Raw genomic sequence first — 4,824 nt, forward strand, 5'->3', positions numbered from 1 at the left:
GCCCGGCGCGGACCGGGCCGGCGTGCCGCGGGTGGCGTTCCTCGCCAACCTCGACAGCCCGAGCAAGCTGCGCGCCATGGCGCCGGAACTGGCCTCCTGGTCGGACGAGCAGTGCGCCGCGACCCTCGACCGGGTGTGGGGCGAGATGGACCCGTTCGAGGTCGCCCGGCACCGGGTGACCTCCGAGTCCCAGGGCACGGTCGAGGTCATCATGGTGGCGGTGCCGTTCACCGCAGCCCAGGCCAACGCGGCGCTGCGGGCCGGACAGGGGGCGTGGCTGCGCCGCACCGTGCTGGAGGCGGTGGAGCTGGGCGTCTCGCTCGGCGCCGGCGTCATCGGCCTCGGCGGCCACACCTCCATCGTCACCAACGCCGCGCGGGACGTGGTGGAGCACGACGTCAGGGTGACGTCGGGCAACTCGCTGACCGCCGCCTGCGCCTACGACCTGCTGCGGCTGACGCTGGCCGAGTCCGGCGCCGGGGACCGCCGGGTCGGCCTGGTCGGCGGCATCGGCAACATCGGCTCGGTGATGGCCGAACTCATCGCACCGCACTGCGACTCGATGGTGCTGGTCGGCCGGCCGGGATCCGCCCGGCGGCTCAGGACGGTCGCCGACCGGCTCTCCCCCCTGGTGGACGTGTCGATCGCCGAGGACATGGACGCCCTCCAGGACTGCCCGACGGTGGTCAGCGCCACCAACTCGGCGGACCCGGTGATCCTGCCGCACCACCTCGCCGGTGACCGCAAGGTCCTCGTCTGCGACCTCGCGGTGCCCGGCGACGTCCACCCGGCGGTCGCGGCCCTGTCGAACGTCACCCTGGTGTCCGGTGGCCGTATCCAGCTTCCCGGCCTGCAGACCCCGCACTTCCCGGGCATCACGCTGCCCCCGGGGATCCTCTACTCCTGCATGGCCGAGACGATCCTCCTCGGCCTGGAGCCCGAGACGCCGAGCCCGTCCTACGGCGGTCTCGCCTCGGCGGGCGTGCTGGCCGCCCGGGACCTGGCCGCCCGGCACGGGTTCCACCCCGCGCGCATCGTCTCCGACGACGTGTCCGTACAGCCGTGGATCGTCGATCAGTTCAGCAGCACTATCGAGGAGCACATCGGATGACCGCACTGCGTCCGCGATTCCCGAGTATCTTGCACGCGTTGCTGGCCGAGGCGGAGCGCGGTTCCGACGGATCCGCGGTCACGCTGATCCAGGAACCCGGCCACGAGGAGACCCTGCGCTACGACGCCCTCGTCGAGAACGCCGCCCGGTGCGCGGCGGCCCTCGCCGAGCGGGGCGTCGGCCACGGCGACCGGGTGGTGCTCTGCCTGCCGACCGGCTCCCGGTTCATCACCGCCTTCTTCGGCACCCAGCTGCTCGGCGCCATGCCCACGGCCATCGCCGTACCACTGCGCTTCGGAGGCGCCGCCGGGTTCGAGGGCCAGCTGAAGGACCTCGTCGGCTATCTGCGCCCCGCCGCCGTCGTCACCACGTCCGCGGTGATCCAGGCACTCGACGGCCTCTTCGACACTCCCCTGATCGACGGCGAGGAGCTCTACGCCCGCGCCACCTCGAGCGACGCGCCCCAGCACCCGATCCGCCGCCCGGACGACGACGACCTGGCCCTGATCCAGTGCACCTCCGGCTCCACGGGCAAGCCCAAGGGCGTGATGATCTCGCACGCCCATCTGGCCGCCAACTGCGAGCAGATCGTCGACGTCCTCCGCTGGACCCGCGAGGACACGACCGTCAGCTGGGCCCCGCTCTACCACGACATGGGCCTGATCACCGGCCTGCTGTGCCCGGTCCACGTGGGCGGTGACGCGGTGCTGATGTCCCCGTCGCGGTTCCTGCGCGCCCCCGTCGAGTGGCTCCAGCACATCAGCCACTACCGCGGGGCCTTCGGAGCCGCCCCGAACTTCGCCTACGGCTACCTCACCTCCCGCGTCCGCGACGAGGACATGGCGGGTGTGGACCTGTCGTCCTGGCGCGGGGCGCTCTGCGGGGCGGAACCCATCCAGCCCGCCACCGTGCAGCGCTTCGTCGAGCGCTTCCGCCGCTGGGGCCTGCCCGCAGACGCCTTCATCCCCGGCTACGGCATGGCCGAGGCCACCCTGGCCATCACCAGCACCCAGCCGGACGCGCCGTTCCGGTTCGACTCCATCGACCGGCAGACCGCCGTCGGCGGGGGACGGGCCGTCGACGTCGCCCCGGACAGCACCGAGGCCCTGCACATCGTCGACTGCGGCCGGCCGGTGGCCGGGACCGAGGTCCGCATCGTCGACGACGAGGGCCGGCCGCTGGGGGAGAGCGAGATCGGGCACGTCCAGTTCCGCAGCCCCTCGCGGACGGCCGGATACTTCGACCTCCCCGAGGAGACCGCGGTGTGCGTCGACGCGCCGGACTGGTGGCGGACCGGAGACATCGGCTACCTGCGGGACGGTGCCCTGCGGATCACCAGCCGGGCGAAGGACCTCGTCATCATCCGCGGCGCCAACTACTTCCCCCAGGACTTCGAGCAGGCGGCGGAGACCGTCCCCGGTGTCCGGCTGGGCGCCGTGATCGCGGTCGGGCACCGGCCCGAGGACGCCGACTCCGAGGAACTGCACCTGATCGTCGAGACGGAGCTGGACGCCGAGCACCACGAGGCGCTGCGCCAGACCGTGCGGACCGCGGTCAGCTCCCGGACCGGCGTGGCCCCCGCCGAGGTCCACCTCGTTCCCCGGCGCAGCATCCCGAAGACGACCAGTGGGAAGCTCCAGCGGGCCAAGGCCCGCGAGCTGTTCGTCGCCCGGCCCTAGCGCCCGCGGCGCACGCCGGACGGGACGGCCCGGGGCCGTCCCGGCACGAACGTCGGCGGCACCGTCGCCGACCGCCGGTCACCGACGACCGACGCATCACGTGGGGCTCGGTGGCCCGGCCACCGCCATCCCTCCCGGTCCCGGCTCCCCCTCCGGGGCCGGGAGGGACGGCGTCGACGCAACGCCCAATGACCGCACAACCCACCTTGACGAGGTACTTGCCGGCCGTCTTGGCGGTACCGGGCCGTGCACACGGCGGGAAAGAGGAAACCAGAGTCATGGTCGATCTACCGCACGCTACCGATGCTGCCGCGGTGATTCGTGAGCACGCGCTCACGACGCCGGAACGCACCGCGGTGATCCTTGTTGACGACGTGGAGCGGACCGACGGCGACACCCGGTGGTCATACGCTCAACTGGACGCCGAGGCCAGAAAGATCGGCTCATGGCTGCGCGCCCGCTACCCCGTGGGCACCCGGGTGCTCCTGCTGTACCCGACCGGATTCGACTTCGCCGCCGCCTACGTGGGCTGTCTGTACGCCGGCGTGGCCGCCGTCCCCGCGCCACTGCCCGGCCGCTACCGCCACGAGCAGGCGCGGGTGACCGGCATCGCGAGGAACGCCGCGGTCTCCGCGGCCCTGACCGACGCGGAGAACCTGCCCGACGTCCTGGCCTGGGTGGACGGCGAGGGACTCACCGGCACCCGGGTGCTCGCCACGGACAGCGCCGGCCTGGCGGACCCGGGCGCGTCCTGGACACCGCAGACCCTGGACCAGCGGACCCTCGCGATGCTCCAGTACACCTCGGGCTCCACCGGCGATCCGAAGGGCGTCACGCTCACCCACGGCAACCTCCTGCACAACGTGGACAGCCAGCGCCGCGCGTTCGAGATGAGCGCCGGGACCCGGCTGGGCGGGTGGATACCGCACTACCACGACATGGGCCTGCTCGGTCAGATCCTGCCCGCGCTGCTGCTCGGCGGCACCTGTGTGCTGATGCGCTCCAGCACCTTCCTGAAGCGGCCGCACCACTGGCTCAAGGTGATCGACAAGTACGACATCCACCTGACCGCGGCCCCCAACTTCGCCTACGAGCTGTGCTGTTCCCGGGTCAGCGACGAGCAGCTGGCCGGGCTGGACCTGTCCCGGTGGCGGGTGGCCGTCAACGGCTCGGAGCCGATCGACACCGCCGTGCTGGACGCCTTCGCGAAGCGGTTCGCGCCCGCGGGCCTGCGGGACGACGTGCTGTGCCCCTGCTACGGCATGGCCGAGGCGACGGTCTTCGTGTCGGGCGCGGCGTTCCGCAAGGCCGTGGTGACCACGGTCGACGTGAACCGGCTGCGGGAGAACCGCTTCGTCCCGGCCGAGAGCGGCGCCGACCTGGTCGGCTGCGGCGTCCCGCGCGACTGCGACCTGCTGATCGTCGACCCGCGCACCGGTGAGCCGCTTGAGCCGGGCGGCATCGGCGAGATCTGGCTGCGCGGCCCCAGTGTCGGCACGGCGTACTGGGGGGACACGCCCGCGACGGAACGGGCCTTCGTACCGGGCGGCTATCTGCGCACGGGCGATCTCGGCACGCTCCACGACGGCGAGCTGTACGTGACCGGGCGGCTCGCCGAGACGGTGACCGTGTACGGCCTCCACCTGTACCCCCAGGACATCGAACGCCGGCTGCGCGAGCACCACCCCGAACTGGCGAGCGTCGGCGCCGCCTTCACCGTGCCGCTCGCCAGGCCCGGCGCCGAGCCCGAGGAGGTGCTCGTCGTCACCCACGAGGTCACCGGACGCCCGGCCGAGGAGGTACTGCGCCGGCTGGCCGACGGCATCAAGGAGACGGTGGACCGCGAGTTCGGCGTGCCCGTCGGCGGGGTGGCGCTCCTGCGGCGCGGTGCGGTGCGGCGCACCACCAGCGGCAAGATCCAGCGGGTGGCGATGCGCGGGCTGTTCCTGGACGGCGAGCTGAGCCCCCTTTACGCCGACTACGAGCCGCCAGGCCCGCAGCGCGTCCGTCACCGGCGGCTCGTAGTCGGCGTAA

2 protein-coding genes and 1 pseudogene are annotated in these 4,824 nt (G+C 72.7%); all 3 read left to right on the forward strand.

Translation table 11 applies throughout. The annotated features are described in order from the left end of the window. Positions 1 to 1,111 (forward strand): annotated as a pseudogene (locus CCN42_RS18230) (hypothetical protein); the annotation flags it as partial. A gap of 38 nt (positions 1,112 to 1,149) precedes the next feature. Further along, complete coding sequence (locus CCN42_RS18235) at positions 1,150 to 2,790, forward strand: fatty acyl-AMP ligase (RefSeq protein ID WP_158102101.1); 1,641 nt, start codon at positions 1,150 to 1,152, stop codon at positions 2,788 to 2,790. Between the two features lie 314 nt (positions 2,791 to 3,104). Further along, positions 3,105 to 4,824: fatty acyl-AMP ligase (locus CCN42_RS18240; RefSeq protein ID WP_245877342.1), on the forward strand; the 1,720-nt coding region annotated here is incomplete at its 3' end.

It is taken from the genome of Streptomyces glaucescens, from assembly GCF_002154375.1.
Taxonomy (GTDB): Bacteria; Actinomycetota; Actinomycetes; order Streptomycetales; family Streptomycetaceae; genus Streptomyces; species Streptomyces glaucescens.